Genomic DNA, 17,081 nt, shown 5'->3' on the forward strand with positions numbered 1-17,081 from the left:
CTTTCGTCTACTGGCGCAAGGAAGCGTTTCCGGGTTAGCTCTTGCCCGTAATGTCCAGCCCCGCCGATCTCAGCCCGACGATCATCGACTCGCTTTATTACGAGGCGCTGGAGCTCGCGGACGAAGCGCGCTGCGCCTTCGACCTTTCGGGGCGATTGGAAGAAACGAGCGAGAACCCCGATCTTGCGCGCATCGCGCTCTCTTGCGAGGCGCTGCGCGCCACCACGCGGATGATGCATTCCATCGCCTGGCTACTGAATCAGCGGGCCTATTTCGCGGGCGAGCTGAGCGAATTCCAGTTGCGCCGCTATGGCCGCCTGCCCCCGGCGCAGGAAGATGGCGATCCGGATCAGATTTCCCTTCTGCCTGATGATCTGCAGGAAATTATCGGCCGCACCAGCCGGTTCTATGCCCGTGTCGAGCGACTGGATCACGCATGGCGCGATCGCTACGCGATGAAACCGCTCGCCATCCAGCGCCTGCGCGAAAGGCTGGGCGCCGCCGTAATGAGCCTATAGGGCCGTTCCGGGAGCAGCCGAGGCAGTTTCCAGCCGCACATCGTGCCGGTTTTCTTTCCAAGGCGTGACAGCACAAGCCGCCATCCCCATATCGGCGCGCATGGGATTGCCGCCGAAACCCTGGCCCACAGGCCAATGCGAAGAACTGGAACCGCTGGTGCGCCGCGTGCTCGCGCCCAATGGATCGCCTTTCACCTATACGGGAACACAGACCTATCTGGTCGGCAGCGATAGCGGACTGGCCATTATCGATCCCGGCCCTGACGAACCCGGCCATCTCGCGGCGCTGGAAGCCGCCATCGGGGATGCCCCGGTCCTGGCAATCTGCTGCACCCATACACATCGCGATCATTCGCCCGGTGCCGCTCCGCTGGCCCGGCGCAAGGATGCACCGATCCTCGGCTGCGCCCCGCTGGCACTGGACACGGGGGAGATCCGTGCCGACGCACCTTTCGATCGCAGCTACAGCCCCGACCGCGTTCTGCGGGACGGGGAACAGATCGAAGGGCCCGGCTGGACCCTGTCAGCCATTGCCACGCCCGGCCATACATCCAACCATCTCTGCTTCGCGCTGGAGGAAAGCGGCGCATTATTCACCGGCGATCATGTGATGGGCTGGTCCACCACGGTGGTGGCGCCGCCCGATGGCGACATGGCCGATTACATGGCCAGCCTGGAACGGCTCTATGGCCGGGAAGACCGCATATTTTATCCCGCCCATGGTCCGGCTGTCACCCGCCCCCGGCAATTCCTGCGCGGCATGATCGGGCACCGGCGCCAGCGCGAACGGCAGATATTGCGGCTGCTGGGCGAAGAGGAACGCAGTGTTACCGGCCTCGTCCCCGTCATGTACAAGGGGGTGAATGAAAGATTGTGGCCGGCGGCAGGGCAATCGGTTCTGGCCCATCTGCTCGATCTGGAACGTCGCGGCCTGGTTGGCCGTTCGGGGGATATATGGGCGATCGCAAGCTGACCGAAGAGAAGGAGGGCACCCAGCCGCTCCAGAAAGAACCCGTGCCCGAACGGCAGCGGGCGCTGGCGCGTGTGCAAGCCGTGCCATGGCTGCTCTTCATCCTGATGCTGGCCCTGTCGGCATGGCTGGCATGGCGCGCCTTTGGCCCCCGGGACTATGGCGATCCGCTGGCCACCAGCCTCGTCGCCTTTGAAAAACAGAACCGCCTGACCGTTTTCAGCGCCCAGCTCTCCCCCGTGGTGGCGAGCGAGGACAGCCGCTTTTTCGGCGCGATCCAGAGCAGGCAGGTGGCGGTGATTCCGGCGCGGGTGAATTATACGCTGGACCTGTCCGAAGTGGATGCCAGCCGCCTGAGCTGGGATGAAGCGAGCCGGACGCTGGACGTGCAATTGCCCGCGATCGAGGTCGGCCGCCCCAATCTGGATGAAGGCCGCGCGCAATATCTGCGCGAAGGCATCTGGATCAGCCGCGATGCGCAGGACCAGCTGACCCGCGACAATACGCGGCTGGCCGAACAGCAGGCGGTGAAACAGGCGGCCAATCCCGTTCTGATGGACCTCGCCCGCAATGCGGCAAAAGATGCAATCCGCCAGAATCTGGCTATACCGCTGCAAGTCGCCGGCTATGGCGATGTCACCGTGAATGTCCGCTTCGACGGAGAGGAAGCACAACCGTAATGAGCGTTGCCACAAAGCCACCGACCGGGACCGACCTGCTGGAAGAGATCAACCGCCTGCGCAAGGAACGCAATGCGGTGATCCTGGCCCATTACTACCAGAAACCGGAATTGCAGGATCTGGCCGATTTCGTGGGCGATTCGCTGGAACTGTCGCGCAAGGCGGCGGATACGGACGCGGATGTGATCGCCTTCTGCGGCGTGAAATTCATGGCCGATACGGCCAAGATCCTGAGCCCGGAAAAGATCGTGGTCCTGCCGGATATGGATGCGGGCTGTTCGCTGGAAGATTCCTGCCCGCCGCACAAGTTCCAGGCCTTCCGCGAAGCGCATCCCGATCATATCGCGCTCACCTACATCAATTGTTCCACCGAAGTGAAAGCGCTGTCTGACGTGATCGTCACCAGTTCCAGCGCCGAAACGATCCTGCAGCAGATCCCGAAGGACCAGCCCATCATCTTCGGGCCGGACCGGCATCTGGGTGGCTATCTCAACCGCAAGTTCAACCGGGACATGCTGTTGTGGCCGGGCGTGTGCATCGTGCATGAAGCCTTCAGCGAGCGGGAACTGATGAAGCTGAAGGAACAGCATCCCGATGCGCCGGTTGCCGCGCATCCGGAATGCCCGCCGCACATCATCGACCATGCGGACCATGTCGGTTCAACCAGTTCGATCCTGCAATTCGCCAAGACCTTCCCCGGCGATACGCTGATCGTGGCGACGGAACCGCATATCATCCACCAGATGGAAAAGGCCCTGCCCGAAAAGAATTTCATCGGCGCGCCCGGGGCAGACGGCAACTGCAACTGCAATATCTGCCCCTACATGGCGCTGAACACGATGGAAAAGCTCTATACCTGCCTGCGCGATCTGGAACCCCGGATCGAGATCGAGGAAGGGCTGCGCCTGAAGGCCAAGGCCAGCCTGGACCGTATGCTGGAAATGGCGAGCGGAACGATCGGCAAGGGTGATCTGGGAAGGGTCTGAAATATCGCCGCCATGCAACCCTTCGGCCGTCAGCGCGTTAACTGACGCATGACGGCCGAAATCCGCTGGCTCTGGTCACGCCTCAACGCCAATTACTGGTTCTATCCCGCCCTGTTCGCCCTGGGCGCGGGGGTGCTGGCCTTTGGCACGGTGTGGCTCGATCATCGCGGCGCGGCGCAGTGGCTTAACGATACCAACTGGATTCTTCCCGCCCGGCCCGAAGGTGCCAGCAACCTGCTGACGGTGATCGCCGGGTCGATGATCGGTGTCGCCTCCACCGTCTTTTCGATCACCATCGCCGCCGTTGCCTATGCCAGCGGCAATTACGGCCCCCGCCTGCTGACCAATTTCATGGAGGATCGGGGCAACCAGCTGAGCCTGGCCACCTTCATCGGCACGTTCGTTTATGCGCTGATCACATTGCGCGCCGTGCGGGCAGAGGACGAAGCGGCCGCCGCCGTGCTCGATTCCTCGGCCACTTCCCTGCCCGGCTTCGTGCCGCAATTGTCGCTGGTTATCGCCTTTCTGCTGATGGGCCTTTCCATCGCGGTGCTGGTATTCTTCCTCAATCACATTCCGGCCAGCATCCGTATCAATACCGTTCTGAAGGGCATTGGCCGGCGTCTGCTTGAAGACATTGCCGATGCCTTCCCCGAAGACGCCAATGGCGCAGAGGACAAGGCCGCGCCCGATGGCCCGCCAATATTGGCGGACCAGACCGGCTATGTCCGCCTGATCGATTTTGACGAGATAAAGCGCGCGGCCGACGATGCCGGCTGCCGCATCGCGCTGGAAGTGCGGACGGGCGATTTCATCCATGCCGGCATGGCGCTGGCCCGTGTCTGTTCGGGCGAGCCGAAGGAAGGGCTGGAAGATGATGTGCGTGCCGCCTTTTCCGTCGGCGCATCGCGCTCGGCGGAACAGGATCCGCAATTCCTGATCGATGAACTGGTTGAAATCGGCCTGCGCGCCCTTTCGCCGGGCATCAACGATCCCTTCACCGCGATCACCGCCCTGCACTGGCTGGGTGCCGCCACCGCCGAACTGGGCCGGCGCGACCTGCGCAAGCGCGTGGGCGGGGACGAGCCGGAGGAACGCAGCGTGATCCCCCTTCCCGATGATTTCGAACATTACGTGGATCGCGGTTTCGGCGTGATGCGCAGCGCCATTGCCACCAGCCGCATCGCCGCGCTGGTCATGCTCGACACATTGCGCAATGCGGCCGCGCCGATCCAGGACGAAAGCCGTCAGGCCCTGCTTCGCCGGGAAGGAGACCGGCTGCTGGAACAGGCGCGAAATGCACTGACCGGCCCCGATCTGCAGGAGGTCGAAGCGCGCCATGTCAGCTTCAGCCAGGCGTTCCTGCACACCCCCTGACTAACAGGCGAGAAGCACTGCCCGCCGGGTGGCAGGTTCTGCCGATGGGGGTAACGGGGGGATCCACGGCGCAGCAATTCGCGGCGCCTTCCCCTGCCTATGTCCCCGCTTTGGCATCACCCTTCCCCGGCGGCGTCGACGGCGCGGCAGGCTGGGCCATGCGCGATATGGCCAGCGCCCCGCCCACCAGCATTATGCCGAGGAAATCCAGCGGGGCGAGTATCTCGCCAAAGGCCAGCCATCCGGCCAGCGCTCCCACCGCCGGCTGCGTCAGCAGGGCGATGCCTATCACCACCGGGGAGAAATGCCGCAGGGAATAGACCAGCAGACCCTGCCCCAGAAGCTGGCTGGACGCGGCGAGGCCGAACAGCGGCCGCCAGTCGCCGGGCCAGATCGGCTCCCCCTTCAGCAATGCAATTGCCAGCAGGACGGGCGAAGCGGCAAGGCAGGCCCAGGTCAGCAGGCTCCACCCGCCCAGTTCGCGCCGGGCATCGTGCAGGATCAGCAGATAACCGGCATAAAGCCCGCCTGCCAGCAGGCAGAACAGATCGCCCACCAGCGTCTGGGTGGAAATATCCAGCGAACGGCCCAGCAGGATCGCAGAGCCCGCCAGCGCGGCCAGCACGGCGATCCCTTCCGCGCCATGCGGCAGGCGGCGGATAGCGATAAAGCCCCAGATCATCAGGATCAGGCTGCCCGAATTGCCGAACAATACCGCATTGGCGAGACGGGTGGAGCCGATGCCGACATGCCAGCTGGCCAGATCGAGCCCGAAAAACACGCCGCCCAGCATCACGGCCAGCACCACGCCCCGCCCCAGCCCCATGATCGGCTGGCGATTGAAGCGGGCCAGCAGGACAAGGAAAGGCAGCGCCAGGGTCACCCGCCAGAAACCGGCTGCCACGGGTCCGCTATCCGAAAGGCGCACGAAATAGGGGCCGAGCGCCAGGGCCGCATTACCGGCGACCAGCGCGGCGATAGGCAGAAAACGGGCAGGATGCGTGCCCCCGTGATCGGAAACTGTCATCGCCCACCCCTAGCGTGCGCCCCATGCTTGGCTATAGGGAGCGATGAGGGCGCCAAATAATTTTGTGAGAGGTTCGACAATGGCAATGCGGTCCTGGCTATTCGTTCCCGGAGATAGCGAGAAGAAGCTGTCCAAGGTTGCCGGCTGCGGCGCCGACGTGGTGATCGTGGATCTGGAAGATGCCGTTTCACCGCAATCAAAGGCGGTTGCCCGGCAAATGACGCATGACTGGCTGCGCACCCATCAGCAACAATTGCTGGCCGGTGGCGGCCATGGCCGCTGGGTGCGCATCAATGCGCTGGGCACGCAATTGTGGCGGGACGATCTGGCCGCCGTCATGCCCGCCCGCCCCGATGGCATCATGGTGCCCAAGGCAGCCGGACCTGACCAGCTGCGCCTGCTGGCGGCGGAATTGCTGCAGCACGAACAGCGCAACGGCATCCAGCCGGGCACCACGCGGATCCTTCCTCTGGTGAGCGAAACCCCCGCGGCGGCATTGGGCATTCCCGCCTATGCCGATGCGCAGCAGCCGCGCCTTGCGGGCCTGACCTGGGGGGCGGAAGACCTGTCCGCCGCGATTGGCGCCAGCCGCAAGCGCGACAGCCAGGGCGAATGGACCGATGCGTTCCGCATGGTCCGCGCCAATGTGTTGCTGGCAGCCCATGCCGCCGGCGTGCTGGCGGTGGACACGCTCCATGCCGATTTCCGCGACTCGGAAGGATTGAAACGGATCGCCGCCAATTCCTATGCCGACGGGTTCAACGGGATGATGGCAATCCACCCCGACCAGGTGCCGATCATCAATGCCGCCTATACGCCGGGTGAAGAAGACATTGCCCGGGCCCGCGCAATCGTGAACGCCTTTTCCGCCAATCCCGGCGCTGGCGCCTTGCAGCTGGATGGCCGCATGATCGACCAGCCACATCTGGAACAGGCGCGCAAGCTGCTGGAAAACCTGCGCTGAACCTATCTATTCGGCGGGATCATTGGTGGCCGCCGGTGGGGGTGCAGACGCAGCCTCCTCGGCGCCTTCCACATCGCCCTCGCCCTCAATGCTTTCGTCCGTTTCGCTTTCTTCCGTGCTTTCAGCGGATGTCGTGCGGGGCGGCGGCGCCATCAATGGCGGCTGCGAAGTGGTTTCGCCATAAGGCAGCATGGCATCGCTGATCGTGCCTTCCAGCACTTCCCCCGATGCCGAACGGCCATCCCCTTCGGGCGCGGCGGCATCATCGCCCCCGCCGCAAGCGGCGAGCAATGCCAGTGGCAGCAGGGCGGTGACGGATAATCGTGAGGACACGCGCTTCACTCCGAACAGGTTAGCGCGGCAAGAAATTCGCCGGCGCGCCGCTGCAATGCCTCATCCCACTCCTGCGGCGCAACCGATATGCCCAGCCGGGCAAGGCTGGTGACGCCATATTCGGAAATTCCGCAAGGCACGATGCCGGTGAAATGCGAAAGGTCGGGATCGAGATTGACGGCAAAGCCATGCATGGTGACCCAGCGCCGAACGCGCACGCCGATGGCGCCGATCTTGGCCTCGCTCCCGTCAATATCCCGCGTCCAGATGCCCACGCGGTCGGGCACGGCCCATGCTTCCACGCCATAATCGGCCAGAGTCGCGATGACCCAGTTTTCAAGCCCGTGGACAAAACAGCGGACATCGCGCCCGCGTTTCTTCAAATCCAGCAGGACATAGGTGATCCGCTGGCCGGGGCCATGATAAGTGTAGCGTCCGCCCCGCCCCGTCTCCACCACGTCGAAACGCGGATCGATCAGATCGGCCGGGGCCGCGCTGGTGCCCGCCGTATAGACCGGGGGGTGTTCCAGCATCCAGAACAATTCCCGCGCATCCCCGGCGGCGATCGCATGGTTGCGCGCCTCCTGCTGTTCCAGCGCCTCGCGATAGGGCACCTGTTCGTAGGACAGGCGCCATTCGGGCCCGGTCTCGGCGATTTCCTGAATCTCCATCATGTCAATTGATTGCGTGGCGACAGGAAAGGCGCTTATCAAGAGGGTTCGGAAAGTTGAGGGACCCAGGAATGAAATTCAACATGAGCGCCGCCTGGCGCGAAGCCACATCCATGATGGGCGCCAATCGCGAGGTCCTGCTGATCGTTGCGGGTATTTTCTTCTTCCTTCCCAGCCTGCTTTCCGGGATTGTTTCGCCCAATTTGCAGGATGTTGTCGGCGGTCTGGAAGATCCGGAAGCCATGCAGGCGCAGATCATCGCCGCCTATGGCGGCTATGCCTGGCTTTATGTCCTGGTCTTCTTTGCGCAGATTGTCGGCTATCTGGCGCTGCTGGCGCTGCTGCGGGACGATTCCAAACCGACCGTGGGCGATGCCTTGCGCACCGGGGCAATCGGGCTGCTGCCGGGCATCGGTGCATTGCTGCTGTTCGTGATCGGCTTTTCGCTGATCGGCGGCCTTCTGGTCGGCGCGTCCGCCGCATCCGGCCTTCCGGTGCTGGCGGTTATCGCCTCCATGCTGCTGTTTGTCGGCATGATCTATTCGATGGTGAAGATCTCGCTCTCGCCAGCCGTCATCGCGATCGAGAAAGTGTTCAACCCGTTCAGGATCCTCGCGCGGAGCTGGAAACTGACCAAGGGAAACAGCGTGCGGCTGTTCCTGTTCTATTTCCTGATTTATCTGGTCTATTTCGTGATCGCCATCGTGCTGAGCGTATTGCTGTCCGCACTGGTCTTCGTGCTGGGCGATACGGCTTTCACCTTTGTCGGCGCAGTGGCGCAGGGCCTGATCGGCGCAGGCCTGTCGATCGTGTTCGTGGCGGTGATAGCGGCAGCGCACCGGCAATTGGCCGGCCCTTCGGCCAGCGCGGTCAGCCAGACTTTCGAATAGGATAGATCATGGTCGGCCGGGGCTGAGCCCCCGGCCGGGACATGCCCGGCCCGTCAGTCCTGCCAGCCCCAGGCCAGCACGCAGGGCGGAATGTTCCGCCAGACGAAGCCGGTTTCAACGCGCGGGAAATGGCGCGCCGTGTAATCGCGCGCGACCGTGCTGAACTGATAAGTCAGGAAAGCACCGCCCTTGCGGATCACGCGGTGGGTGGCGGCGGCAATGGCAGGCGCCACGCCTTCCGGCAGGGTCGAGAATGGCAGGCCCGACAGGACATAATCCGCCTTCTCATGACCGAGCGAGCGGACGATTTCCTCCACATCCTCGGCCGAACCGAGCACGGCGTGGAACCGGCTGTCGCGGATCGTCTTGTTCAGATAATCAATGAACATCGGGTTGGTGTCGATCACCACCAGTTCGCCATCGCGCGGCAGCTTGTCGAGCACGGGGCGGCAGAAAGTCCCGACTCCGGGGCCATATTCCACGAAGAGCTTGCAATTGGCCCAGTCCACCGGGCGCAGCATCCGTTCGATCGTTGCCTTCGATGAAGGAATGATCGAACCGACCATGACGGGATGTTCCACAAACCCGCGAAAGAAGACGCCGGCTGGACCCATGGCCCGGGAAATGCGCTGCACAAGCCCGGGACGACGGCCCTCGGCCAACTCACTGCCACTCATGAAATAGTCGCGCCCCCTTGTCTGCGCATGGCGCACAAAGCGCCTTTGGGAATGCCAATCGGTTGGCAAATATGAAACATCAATGCAAGCTCGACTGTTTCAGGACAGCGTGAGCCAGCACCTGTTTAAAGGATTTCTTCCACCTTTTCCATCGGCCTGCACAAGCGCACGCCCTTTTCCGTTTCCACCAGCGGGCGTTCGATCAGGATCGGTTCGGCCGCCATTGCTTCCAGCACATCGTCATCGCCCGCATCGGGCAGGCCGCGCTCCGCCGCGTCAGTGCCACGCATACGCAGCCCTTCAGCCGGCTTCATCCCTGCATCCCGATAGAGCTGGGCCAGCTTGTCCTTACCCGGCGGCGACTTGAGATATTCGATCACTTCGACATCGATTCCCGGCCGTTCTTCCAGCAGGGCCAGCGTCTTGCGCGAAGTGCCGCATTTCGGGTTGTGCCAGATGGTCGCCTTCACTCGATTTCTCCTTCAATGTCCGGCGCGCGCATGGCCGGCACCGCGCTCGCCGCGTCGCGCGCATCGATGCCCGGCGCGGGTGCCGCGCTGATCCTTTCGGCCCGGCGCGCTACGCGCCCGGCCCGCTCTATCGCCTTCACCAGACGGGGATAAACCCCGCAGCGGCACAGATTGGGGATAGCTTCGCGTATCTCCGCCTCGCCCGGATTGGCGTTGCGTTCCAGCAGGGCGGCCGCCGCCATCGCGATGCCCGGCGTGCAGAACCCGCACTGGATCGCCTGTTCCGCCACCAGCGCCTGCTGCACCGGATGCGAGCGATCATGCGAAAGCCCTTCTATCGTCGTGACATAGCGGCCTTCCGCCTCCGCAATGGTGACCAGGCAGCTGCGCAAGGCGGCGCCATCCACCATCACCATGCAGGCGCCGCAATCGCCGGCGCCGCAACCATATTTCGTGCCTGTCAGATTGGCGGCATCGCGCAGCGCCCAAAGCAGCGGCGTCTGCGGGTCCATATCGAACTGAACCGGCCGGCCATTGACCGTCATGCGTGACATGGCCGGGCGCTTACTACTCGCGCCAGCCGGTGTCGATACGATCCAGCTTGCGCATCCAGGCTTCGAAATCGGCCTTGCCGAAATCCTTCAGCGCCACTTCGTCGCGGTCACGCTGATGCACGGCCACCACTTCGGGCGGAACGCGGATCGGATTGCCAAGGGCCGCGGTCTTCACCTGTATCTCGCAGGCGCGCTGAAGCATGTAATAATTGAAGAACATCTCGTACAATGTCTGGCCCAGCACCACCGGGCCATGATTGCGCAGCATCAGGATCCGGTTCTCGCCCAGATTGGCCAGCAAACGCTCCCCCTCTTCAGCGCGGACGGTAATGCCTTCAAAATCGTGATAGCCGATCTGCCCGTCAAAGAAGCAGGCATAGAAATTGGTGGGCGTCAGCCCGTCCGCACAGGAACAGACCGCCATTGTATCGGGCGTGTGAGTGTGGACGATGGCATGTGCCCAATCCAGATGTTTGTGGAACAGGCCGTGCTGGGTGAAACCCGCCTTGTTCACCGGATAGGGGCTGGCGCACAATTTGTTGCCGTCGCTGTCTATCTTGACCAGGTTGGACGCTGTCACCTCGTCCCACAACAGGCCATAGGGATTGATGAGGAAGGCTTCCTCCCCCGGCACGCGCAGGGTGATGTGGTTGTAGATCGATTCCGACCAGCCCATCATGTCGAAAATCCGATAACAGGCGGCCAGTTCCTGCCGCGCGGTCCATTCCGCATCGCTGCATTCGGCCCCGCGTTTCAGCTGGGTCGCCATGGCATTCTCCTCTTTGTCCCGCGTGGTTTCTAACACGTTATGATTGACTTTGTCGCGCCGATTGACGAGCCATAAGACCAGACTGGCGCAAAGCCGGCTGGGAGGGTTAGATGACTGAAACGCTTGGCTATGGCCAGCCTATGGGCGGCGTGGCGCAAACCGCATTCGTGGTCCCCGATCTGCAGGAGGCGATCCAGCGCTGGATCGTGGACATGCGCGCAGGCCCGTTCTTCGTGCTCGATCACTTCCTTGTCGAAGGGCAGACCTATCGCGGGCAGGAAAGCACGGCCGATATCACCATCGCCATGGGCTTTGCCGGGCACATGCTTATCGAACTGATCCAGCCGCTGGATGCCAATCCCAGCGTTTATCAGGAAACGATCGGCAAGCGCGGATATGGCTTCCACCATTTCGGCATTGCCTGCGCCGATGTGGACGCAGCCAGCCGGGATTACCAGGCGCGCGGATATGAAGAGGCGTTCCGCGCCGCCGTGCCGACCGGGGGCGAAGTGGTCTATCTCGACAATGGCACGGGCGCGGATTGGGGCTTCCTGGAATTGTTACCCGTGACACCGGGCATGGACCAGGCCTTCACGCGGTTCTGGCAGGCCAGCCGGGACTGGGACGGGAGCGATCCGGTACGGCCATTCCTCTGACGGAGGGGCAACAACAATAAAGGCCGCGGCAACAGAATCGCGGACCGGGAGAGACGATAATGCAGCCAAGCGGCACCGCCCGGCAGGGCAATTGGACGAAAAATTCGCCCGCCTACCAGTTCCTGCTGGTTTTCCTGCTCAGCCTGAATTTCGGCATCGTGTTCTTCGATCGGCAGGCGATCAATGCGCTGATGCCTTTCGTGGAGCCGGAGCTGCAGCTTTCGGGCACGCAGATCGGCCTGCTGGCCAGCGGCCTCAGCTTCACCTGGGCGATTGCGGCCTTCTTCGTCGGCAAATTGTCGGACAGCCTCGGCAAGAGGAAGCTGCTGCTGATCCTGTCGACTATCGCCTTTTCGCTGTGTTCGTTCCTTTCCGGGCTGGCCACCAGCTTCCTGTTCCTGTTCGCCGCCCGCCTGCTGATGGGCGCGGCCGAAGGCGGCGTGATGCCGATCAGCCATGCCATGGTGGCGAGCGAAGTGGACCCGCGGCGGCGCGGCCTTGCGCAGGGCGTGGCGCAGAATCTCGGTTCCAACCTTCTCGGCAGCTTCCTGGCGCCCGTGGTGCTGGTGTGGTTCGCCATGCAATTCAGCTGGCGGGAGGCGTTCTATCTGGCCGCCGCGCCGGGCCTTCTCAGCGCCGCGCTGATCTGGTTCATGCTGAAGGAACCCGAACCGGCCCCGGTGCAGGAAGAACATGCCGGCGACAGCATGTCGATCCTGCAGGCGCTGAAGGTCCGCAATATGTGGATCTGCGTCGTCGTCGGGGTGCTGATGGTCGGCCACTTCGTGATCACCTGGGCCTTCATGCCGATCTATCTGGTGCAGGGAAAAGGGCTGGACCCCAGCACGATGAGCTGGGTGATGGGCGCGCTGGGCATTGCCGCTGCCATCTACTCCATCGTGGTGTCCGGCCTGTCCGACATGATCGGGCGCAAGCCGGTGATGGTGCTGTTGCCCCTGCTTGCCGTGGCCGGCCCGCTGGGCGCGCTGTATTATGAAGGATCGGCCTTTAGCCTTGCCGCGATCTTCTTCGTCGGATGGGCGGTGAACGGGATCTTTCCGATCTTCATGGCCACGATCCCTTCCGAAACATTCGCCCAGCGCCATCACGCCACCGTGCTCGGCCTCGCCATGGGATCATGCGAGGTTCTGGGCGGAGTGTTCGGCCCGACCATTGCCGGCATGTTGAACGATGCGTTCGACCTTTCGGCATTCCTGTGGCTGCTGATGGGGCTTTCGCTGGTCAGCGGCATCGTGGCCCTGGGGCTGAAGGAAACAGCGCCTGCCGTGCTCGCCCGGCGCGCGCGCTAGCAAGGACAAGGACGGGGGACCAAGGGAGAAGGATATCGGACAATGAGTTCCATTGCGAAATTCGTGACCGACGGCGTCGCTGCCGACGACCGGCTGCGATACTGGAATTCCGTGGCGGACGAGGTGTTCTGCGGAACATTCGTCAATGCCGAAAGCCAGCGTTTCGAAGGCGAGCTGTGGAGCTGGAGCGTCGGCGATCTGGATATGATCCGCACGCGATCCGTCACTGCCTCCGTCGGGCGCCGCCCGCTGGACACGGTGGAAGAACGCGTGATCATGCACATGCAGTGGCGCGGCACCGGGCAGCACAGGCAAAGAGGGCAGGAAACCCAGCTCGGCCCCGGCGATTTCGTGATCGGATCCCCGCATAGCCCCTATCAGTTCGATCTCTCCCCGCATGAAATGATGGTGGTGGAATTCCCGAAGCAGGGCCTGCTGGAACGCGTGCCCGATCTGGAAGACAGGCTGGCCAAAAGCCTTTCGGGCAATTCCGCCGCAGCGCGGGTGTTCAACGATTTCCTGATGTCGCTGTGGCGCCAGGCAGACGGGACCGATCCGCTGGATGGAAACTGGACCGAAGGCGTCAACCGCGTGTTTTATGACCTGGCGGCAATGGCGATCCGCGATGCCGGGCGGGAAAACCCCGTATCGGAACAGGAAATACGCCTGCGCCGCCATGCCGAAGCGGTGATTGACGCTGCGCTGGACGATCCGGACCTGCGCAGCGCCACCATCGCCAGCGAACTGGGCACTTCTGTCCGCAGCGTGCAGAACCTGTTCGCCAAGGCGGGAACGACGCCATCCGCCGCCATTCTCAACCGGCGGCTGGAACGGGCGGCGGAACGGCTGATCACTGATCCGAAGGCGACCATAACGGACATCGCATTTGCCCACGGCTTCAATGACAGCGCCTATTTCACGCGTTGTTTCCGGCAGAAATTCGGCATTTCCCCGCGCGACTGGCGGATGGGCAACAGCGATTGACCGGCCATTTGCGCGACCAGGCGCATTAAGTCCCCCCGTTGCGTTTCAGTCCAAGCGCGGCTGCGCACGGGTCCAAGCGCCGCGTGTCACCATGATCTATCGTGAAGGATAAGGAGCCGAAAAACCGGCCCGCGCCAACGATAGAACACCCTGGGAGAGACACGATGAAATGCACGCAGGTTTCGCTCGCCGTTCTGGCCTTTGCCCTTGCCACGCCCGCTTATGCCCAAGACGCGCAGCAGGCAGGTGATGCGGCCGGTCAGGAAGACCAGCAGAGGACAGGCGGTATCCGGGAAATCGTCGTCACCGCGCAGAAGCGCGCGGAAGACGTGCAGGATGTGCCGATTGCGATCAGCGCCTTCGATGCCGAATCGCTGCAGGAACGCGCCATCGGCAACGTATCTTCCCTGTCCGCCATCACGCCGAACGTGACGCTGGACGCATCGACGCCCTTCTCCGGCTCCAGCGCGGTTCTGGGCGCGACGATCCGCGGCATCGGGTCGAGCGACTTCGCCTTCAATATCGACCCGGCGGTGGGCGTCTATCTCGACGGCGTCTATCTCGGCCGTTCCATCGGCGCCAATCAGGACCTGCTCGATGTGGAGCGGATCGAGGTGCTGAAGGGCCCGCAGGGCACGCTGTTCGGCCGCAACACGATTGGCGGCGCGATCTCCATCGTGACCCGCAATCCGGGCGATGAATTCCGCGTCACCGGCGATGTGACCACGGGCAGCTTCAAGCGTATGCAGGTGCGCGGCATGGTCGAACTGCCGATCACCACCGGGCTTTCCTCTTCCCTCGCCTTCGGCATGATGAAGCGCGACGGCTATCAGAAGCGCAAGGAATATCCGGGCTTCGTAGGCGATTACACTTCGTGGGAGCAGTTCCCGGCAGCCGGTTACCAGAATGCCGACCGGCAGGGCGGCGATGACACGTGGAGCGCGCGCGGCAAATTGCGCTGGGACGATGGCGGCGCATTCCGGGCCACGCTGACGGGCGATTTCACCAATATCGATCAGGAATCCACCGCCAATACGGTGCTGGACGTGCTGGATGATAATCCGGCGGCCTTCTTCTCCGGCCTGTTCAACACCTGCATCAGTTCCACCGCGGCGGAAATCGGCGCTGCTGGCCTCACCTTCGTCTGCGGCCCGCGCAACGGATCGGGCGGCTATAACACGATCGAAGGGCTGGCCAGCCGCAATGTCGATGCCGATCCGCTGAACGATATCGCCCCCTATGACGATCGCTGGGTGAATGACGATATCGATACCAGCTACGCCACCGGCAATAATTTCTCCAAGCTGGAACAGGGCGGCGTCGCGCTGGATCTGGAATATGATGTCAGCCCGGACGTGATGCTGAAATCGATCTCCTCCTTCCGGAAGATCGACTTTGCCGCCGGGGTCGATCTCGACAATTCGCCGCTGCCGATCCTGCAGACCAGCTTCACGGTGGACCAGGAACAGTGGAGCCAGGAACTGCAAGTTACCGGCTCTTTCCTGGACGATGCGCTGAACTTCGTGCTTGGCGGTTATGTCTTCAATGAAAAGGGCGACCTGCGCGATTTCGTGACCTTCGCGGGCGGGCTGCTGCAGGTCGATGGCCCGGGCGAGATCGACACCACCGCCTATGCCGCCTTTGGGCAGGTGGACTGGCGCCTGTCGGACCTGATCGGCGTGACCTTTGGTGGCCGCTATACCAAGGAAGACAAGAGCTATATCGGCGCGCAATCGGACCTGAACGGCATCAATTACAAGCTGGCGGGCTGCATGGATCTGGACCCGCAGACCGGCAATCCGAGCGCAGCCTGCGCCGCCGCATTGGGCTTCCCGATCCCCAGCGAGCCGTTCCGTTATTACCCGACGGAACCGAACGATCAGAGCTTCGACAATTTCTCCTTCAAGGCCGGCGTGCAGCTCTACCCGACCGAGGACATCATGTTCTACGGCTCGTTCAGCCAGGGCTACAAGACGGGCGGCTGGACCACGCGTCTTTCCAACCCGCTGATGGTGGCGCCAACCTTTGGCGAGGAAGAGGCGGAAACCTGGGAAGCGGGCGTGAAATCGACCCTGATCGACCGCCTGCTGCAGCTCAACCTGGCGGCTTTCAGCACCAAGTATGAAGGCATCCAGCTGAATTTCCAGGAAGGCGTTTCGCCGACAGTGAAGAATGCCGGCAATGCGCGGATCAAGGGCTTCGAGATCGAAGCGCAGGCCGCCCCGTCGGATATTTTCACGGTCAATGCGTCGATCGGCTATGTCGATGCCTATTACACCAGCGTGGACGGCCCGGCCCAGGTGGACCCGAACCCGCTGCAACTGGGCGTGTTTGCCGGTGCCAGCCTGCCCAAGGCGCCGGACTGGAAGATCAATATCTCCCCGCGTCTGGAAGTGCCCTTCGGCGCAGGTTCGCTGATCGTGCTGGCGGACTGGACCCACACCACCAGCATGCGCAACGACACGGAAGGCACCCGTCTGCTGATGCGGCCTTCCACCGATATCGTGAATGCCAGCGTCACCTATCAGCCGGATCTGGCGGGCTGGAACCTGACCGTGGGCGGGACCAATCTGACCGACGAGCGTTATCTGGTTACCGGACAGGCGCAGATCGGCGGCGGTGTGATCTATGGCACCTATAGCCGTCCGGCCGAATGGTATGCCCGGCTCGGGTTCGAGTTCTGAGAGCCGGAGGGAGAGAGAAGAAATGCCTGAAGCACCGACAACGGAACCGTGGGCCGGGACTCCTCCCGTCCCCCACGCCCTGCGCCCGGACGCCAAGCCCGAAGCCTATATGGCCAAGATCGCGGAAGGGGATGAAAAGCTGTGGGTCCCGATCGTGGAGGATGTCTATTCCAAGCCGGTCTGGATCAGCCCGTCGCTGAACATGTGGGCCGATGTATTGATGGCGAAGAAGCCGTGCATCGTGAACCGGCATTATCACCCCAAGCCGATCTGGGCCTACACGATCAGCGGGAAATGGGCGTATCTGGAACATGACTGGACCGCCACGGCCGGCGATTTCATCTTCGAAACGCCGGGCGAAAGCCATACGCTCGTTTCCTACGAACACCCGGATCCGATGAAGGTCTTCTTCGTCGTATCCGGCCCGCTGATGTGGCTGGACGAAGAAGGCAATTCCGTCGGCCATTACGACGTGTTCGATTACATGCGCGATGCCCGCGAACATTACGAAAAGGTCGGCCTGGGCGCCGACTATGTCGATACACTGATCCGCTGAGAGGA

Annotated in this window: 19 protein-coding genes; 12 read left to right on the top strand and 7 right to left on the bottom strand. The window is 62.8% G+C overall.

The window, feature by feature from the left end; all coding sequences use genetic code 11:
• Positions 1-50 precede the first annotated feature (50 nt).
• The 5 genes from WYH_RS07505 (at position 51) to WYH_RS07525 (ending at position 4,531) form a co-directional block, all read left to right on the top strand.
• Positions 51-518, top strand: a complete 468-nt coding sequence (locus WYH_RS07505; RefSeq protein WP_046903349.1) for a DUF1465 family protein — start codon at positions 51-53, stop codon at positions 516-518.
• A gap of 100 nt (positions 519-618) precedes the next feature.
• Positions 619-1,491, top strand: a complete 873-nt coding sequence (locus WYH_RS07510; RefSeq protein WP_046903350.1) for an MBL fold metallo-hydrolase — start codon at positions 619-621, stop codon at positions 1,489-1,491.
• Positions 1,473-2,168, top strand: a complete 696-nt coding sequence (locus WYH_RS07515; protein ID WP_082347897.1) for a DUF4230 domain-containing protein — start codon at positions 1,473-1,475, stop codon at positions 2,166-2,168. The genes WYH_RS07510 and WYH_RS07515 overlap by 19 nt, the downstream gene beginning before the upstream one ends.
• The gene (nadA, locus tag WYH_RS07520; RefSeq protein ID WP_046903351.1) at positions 2,168-3,154 is read left to right on the top strand and encodes a quinolinate synthase NadA; all 987 of its coding nucleotides are present in this window, start codon (positions 2,168-2,170) and stop codon (positions 3,152-3,154) included. Before WYH_RS07515 ends, nadA begins: the two co-directional genes overlap by 1 nt.
• Before the next feature lie 48 nt (positions 3,155-3,202).
• Positions 3,203-4,531, top strand: coding sequence for a DUF2254 domain-containing protein (locus WYH_RS07525; RefSeq protein WP_046903352.1), 1,329 nt, complete (start codon positions 3,203-3,205; stop codon positions 4,529-4,531).
• 97 nt (positions 4,532-4,628) lie between these two features.
• Here WYH_RS07525 and WYH_RS07530 read toward each other — a convergent pair whose 3' ends face one another.
• Positions 4,629-5,558, bottom strand: a complete 930-nt coding sequence (locus WYH_RS07530) for a DMT family transporter (protein ID WP_046903353.1) — start codon at positions 5,556-5,558, stop codon at positions 4,629-4,631.
• A 79-nt stretch (positions 5,559-5,637) separates the two neighbouring features.
• On the opposite strand from WYH_RS07530, the gene WYH_RS07535 reads away from it, so the two are divergent.
• Entirely contained in the window at positions 5,638-6,522 is an 885-nt protein-coding gene (locus WYH_RS07535; protein ID WP_218917156.1) for an HpcH/HpaI aldolase/citrate lyase family protein, read from the top strand.
• Positions 6,523-6,528: 6 nt separating this feature from the next.
• On the opposite strand, the gene WYH_RS07540 is transcribed toward WYH_RS07535, so the two are convergent.
• Both WYH_RS07540 and lipB read right to left on the bottom strand, forming a co-directional pair.
• Complete coding sequence (locus WYH_RS07540) at positions 6,529-6,855, bottom strand: hypothetical protein (RefSeq protein WP_156320089.1); 327 nt, start codon at positions 6,853-6,855, stop codon at positions 6,529-6,531.
• A gap of 5 nt (positions 6,856-6,860) precedes the next feature.
• On the bottom strand, positions 6,861-7,526 hold the full coding sequence (gene lipB / locus WYH_RS07545; RefSeq protein WP_046904930.1) for a lipoyl(octanoyl) transferase LipB: 666 nt from the start codon (positions 7,524-7,526) through the stop codon (positions 6,861-6,863).
• Between the two features lie 71 nt (positions 7,527-7,597).
• Here lipB and WYH_RS07550 point away from each other — a divergent pair, with 71 nt between their 5' ends.
• The gene (locus WYH_RS07550) at positions 7,598-8,416 is read left to right on the top strand and encodes a hypothetical protein (RefSeq protein WP_046903355.1); all 819 of its coding nucleotides are present in this window, start codon (positions 7,598-7,600) and stop codon (positions 8,414-8,416) included.
• A 53-nt stretch (positions 8,417-8,469) separates the two neighbouring features.
• Here the strand turns inward: WYH_RS07550 and WYH_RS07555 are convergent, their stop codons facing one another.
• From WYH_RS07555 to WYH_RS07570, 4 genes are all read right to left on the bottom strand, one after another.
• Positions 8,470-9,093: a class I SAM-dependent methyltransferase gene (locus tag WYH_RS07555; RefSeq protein WP_046904931.1), complete on the bottom strand. Its 624-nt coding sequence runs from the start codon at positions 9,091-9,093 to the stop codon at positions 8,470-8,472.
• A gap of 125 nt (positions 9,094-9,218) precedes the next feature.
• Entirely contained in the window at positions 9,219-9,563 is a 345-nt protein-coding gene (locus tag WYH_RS07560; RefSeq protein WP_046903356.1) for an arsenate reductase family protein, read from the bottom strand.
• On the bottom strand, positions 9,560-10,117 hold the full coding sequence (locus WYH_RS07565) for a (2Fe-2S)-binding protein (RefSeq protein ID WP_046903357.1): 558 nt from the start codon (positions 10,115-10,117) through the stop codon (positions 9,560-9,562). The genes WYH_RS07560 and WYH_RS07565 overlap by 4 nt, the downstream gene beginning before the upstream one ends.
• A gap of 13 nt (positions 10,118-10,130) precedes the next feature.
• The gene (locus WYH_RS07570; RefSeq protein WP_046903358.1) at positions 10,131-10,886 is read right to left on the bottom strand and encodes a class II aldolase/adducin family protein; all 756 of its coding nucleotides are present in this window, start codon (positions 10,884-10,886) and stop codon (positions 10,131-10,133) included.
• A 110-nt stretch (positions 10,887-10,996) separates the two neighbouring features.
• On the opposite strand from WYH_RS07570, the gene WYH_RS07575 reads away from it, so the two are divergent.
• From WYH_RS07575 to WYH_RS07595, 5 genes are all read left to right on the top strand, one after another.
• Positions 10,997-11,542, top strand: coding sequence for a VOC family protein (locus tag WYH_RS07575; RefSeq protein ID WP_046903359.1), 546 nt, complete (start codon positions 10,997-10,999; stop codon positions 11,540-11,542).
• Positions 11,543-11,601: 59 nt separating this feature from the next.
• A complete protein-coding gene (locus WYH_RS07580) occupies positions 11,602-12,852 on the top strand; it encodes an MFS transporter (RefSeq protein ID WP_046903360.1) in 1,251 nt (416 codons plus the stop codon).
• 42 nt (positions 12,853-12,894) lie between these two features.
• Positions 12,895-13,836 (top strand): helix-turn-helix domain-containing protein, encoded by a 942-nt coding sequence (locus WYH_RS07585; protein WP_046903361.1) that lies wholly within the window; start codon positions 12,895-12,897, stop codon positions 13,834-13,836.
• Between the two features lie 164 nt (positions 13,837-14,000).
• Positions 14,001-16,520 carry a TonB-dependent receptor gene (locus tag WYH_RS07590; RefSeq protein WP_046903362.1) on the top strand — a complete coding sequence of 840 codons (2,520 nt, stop codon included), beginning with the start codon at positions 14,001-14,003 and terminating at the stop codon, positions 16,518-16,520.
• Between the two features lie 22 nt (positions 16,521-16,542).
• Positions 16,543-17,076, top strand: coding sequence for a 2,4'-dihydroxyacetophenone dioxygenase family protein (locus WYH_RS07595; RefSeq protein ID WP_046903363.1), 534 nt, complete (start codon positions 16,543-16,545; stop codon positions 17,074-17,076).
• The last annotated feature ends 5 nt before the right edge of the window (positions 17,077-17,081 follow it).

The sequence above is a fragment of the Croceibacterium atlanticum genome, from assembly GCF_001008165.2.
Lineage (GTDB): Bacteria > Pseudomonadota > Alphaproteobacteria > Sphingomonadales > Sphingomonadaceae > Croceibacterium_C > Croceibacterium_C atlanticum.

Excerpts from the sequence above, each read along its gene's own strand:
- WYH_RS07505 (WP_046903349.1), top strand. The coding sequence starts at position 51 with ATGTCCAGCCCCGCCGATCTCAGCCCGACGATCATCGACTCGCTTTAT.
- WYH_RS07510 (WP_046903350.1), top strand. The coding sequence starts at position 619 with ATGGGATTGCCGCCGAAACCCTGGCCCACAGGCCAATGCGAAGAACTG.
- WYH_RS07515 (WP_082347897.1), top strand. The coding sequence starts at position 1,473 with ATGGGCGATCGCAAGCTGACCGAAGAGAAGGAGGGCACCCAGCCGCTC.
- nadA (WP_046903351.1), top strand. The coding sequence starts at position 2,168 with ATGAGCGTTGCCACAAAGCCACCGACCGGGACCGACCTGCTGGAAGAG.
- WYH_RS07525 (WP_046903352.1), top strand. The coding sequence starts at position 3,203 with ATGACGGCCGAAATCCGCTGGCTCTGGTCACGCCTCAACGCCAATTAC.
- WYH_RS07530 (WP_046903353.1), bottom strand. The coding sequence starts at position 5,558 with ATGACAGTTTCCGATCACGGGGGCACGCATCCTGCCCGTTTTCTGCCT.
- WYH_RS07535 (WP_218917156.1), top strand. The coding sequence starts at position 5,638 with ATGGCAATGCGGTCCTGGCTATTCGTTCCCGGAGATAGCGAGAAGAAG.
- lipB (WP_046904930.1), bottom strand. The coding sequence starts at position 7,526 with ATGGAGATTCAGGAAATCGCCGAGACCGGGCCCGAATGGCGCCTGTCC.
- WYH_RS07550 (WP_046903355.1), top strand. The coding sequence starts at position 7,598 with ATGAAATTCAACATGAGCGCCGCCTGGCGCGAAGCCACATCCATGATG.
- WYH_RS07555 (WP_046904931.1), bottom strand. The coding sequence starts at position 9,093 with ATGAGTGGCAGTGAGTTGGCCGAGGGCCGTCGTCCCGGGCTTGTGCAG.
- WYH_RS07565 (WP_046903357.1), bottom strand. The coding sequence starts at position 10,117 with ATGTCACGCATGACGGTCAATGGCCGGCCGGTTCAGTTCGATATGGAC.
- WYH_RS07570 (WP_046903358.1), bottom strand. The coding sequence starts at position 10,886 with ATGGCGACCCAGCTGAAACGCGGGGCCGAATGCAGCGATGCGGAATGG.
- WYH_RS07575 (WP_046903359.1), top strand. The coding sequence starts at position 10,997 with ATGACTGAAACGCTTGGCTATGGCCAGCCTATGGGCGGCGTGGCGCAA.
- WYH_RS07580 (WP_046903360.1), top strand. The coding sequence starts at position 11,602 with ATGCAGCCAAGCGGCACCGCCCGGCAGGGCAATTGGACGAAAAATTCG.
- WYH_RS07585 (WP_046903361.1), top strand. The coding sequence starts at position 12,895 with ATGAGTTCCATTGCGAAATTCGTGACCGACGGCGTCGCTGCCGACGAC.
- WYH_RS07590 (WP_046903362.1), top strand. The coding sequence starts at position 14,001 with ATGAAATGCACGCAGGTTTCGCTCGCCGTTCTGGCCTTTGCCCTTGCC.
- WYH_RS07595 (WP_046903363.1), top strand. The coding sequence starts at position 16,543 with ATGCCTGAAGCACCGACAACGGAACCGTGGGCCGGGACTCCTCCCGTC.